At 60.6% G+C, this 886-nt stretch carries 2 pseudogenes; both read right to left on the bottom strand.

The annotated features are described in order from the left end of the window. A pseudogene (locus DBR24_RS34240) lies at positions 1–464 on the bottom strand (alpha-D-glucose phosphate-specific phosphoglucomutase); the annotation flags it as partial. A gap of 105 nt (positions 465–569) precedes the next feature. Then, positions 570–886 (bottom strand): annotated as a pseudogene (locus DBR24_RS28585) (PLP-dependent aminotransferase family protein); the annotation flags it as partial.

The raw sequence follows: 886 nt of genomic DNA, 5'->3' as shown, positions 1-886 counted from the left end.
CCGCCGCTTTGTGGCGGGTTGTGTGAAGGCGTAATGACCACACCGTCAGCCAGGCCCGACGTGCGCCCGCGGTTGTAGCAGAGAATGGCGTGGGAAATGGCAGGCGTCGGCGTGTACTCATCGCCCTCGGCGATCATGACCGTCACGCCGTTGGCTGCCAGGACTTCCAGCGCGCTCGCGCCGGCCGGGGTCGACAGTGCGTGAGTGTCGATGCCGACAAACAGCGGGCCAGTGATCCCTTGCGCTTCACGGTACAGGCAGATTGCCTGGCTGATGGCCAGAACGTGCCATTCGTTAAAACTCAAATCAAAGGAGCTGCCCCGGTGTCCGGATGTTCCGAACGCCACACGCTGCGTGGAAATCGAAGCGTCCGGTTGGCCGGTGTAATAAGCCGTTACCAGTCGCGGGATGTCGACCAACAATTCTGCCGGTGCCGGTTTGCCCGCAAAAGGACTGAGAGTCATGCAAAACCTCTGAAATAGAGTGGTTCAGGAATACAGCGCAGTTTACTGGCAGTTTGACCGCAGTGCGATCAGATGTATCCGGAACGCTCCCGATGTTTTTTAACGTTATTCGCCGGGCGCCAGTCGCAAGGCGTCGCTCAAAAGTCCGACGACACTGGTCAGGTCGGGGTCGCCATGGCTCAGCGGGCTCAGACGCAGATGGTGCGCATGCAAGCCCCGCAGGCTGAACAGCTCGCCCGGGGCGATGATGATCTGCTGCTTGAGCAGCCGTTGAAACACATCCCCCATGTCGACCGGCCTTAGCGAGCGGACCCACACCGTCGCCCCGCCTTGCGGCTCGACGATCTGCAACACATCGCTGCGCTCGCGCAATAACTGGATCAAGTGAGTTCGACGTTCCTTGAGCAGTCGCCGCAGTACGG

It is taken from the genome of Pseudomonas sp. HMWF006 (assembly GCF_003061205.1).
Lineage (GTDB): Bacteria > Pseudomonadota > Gammaproteobacteria > Pseudomonadales > Pseudomonadaceae > Aquipseudomonas > Aquipseudomonas monsensis.
This window is presented reverse-complemented; position numbering and strand designations above follow the sequence as displayed.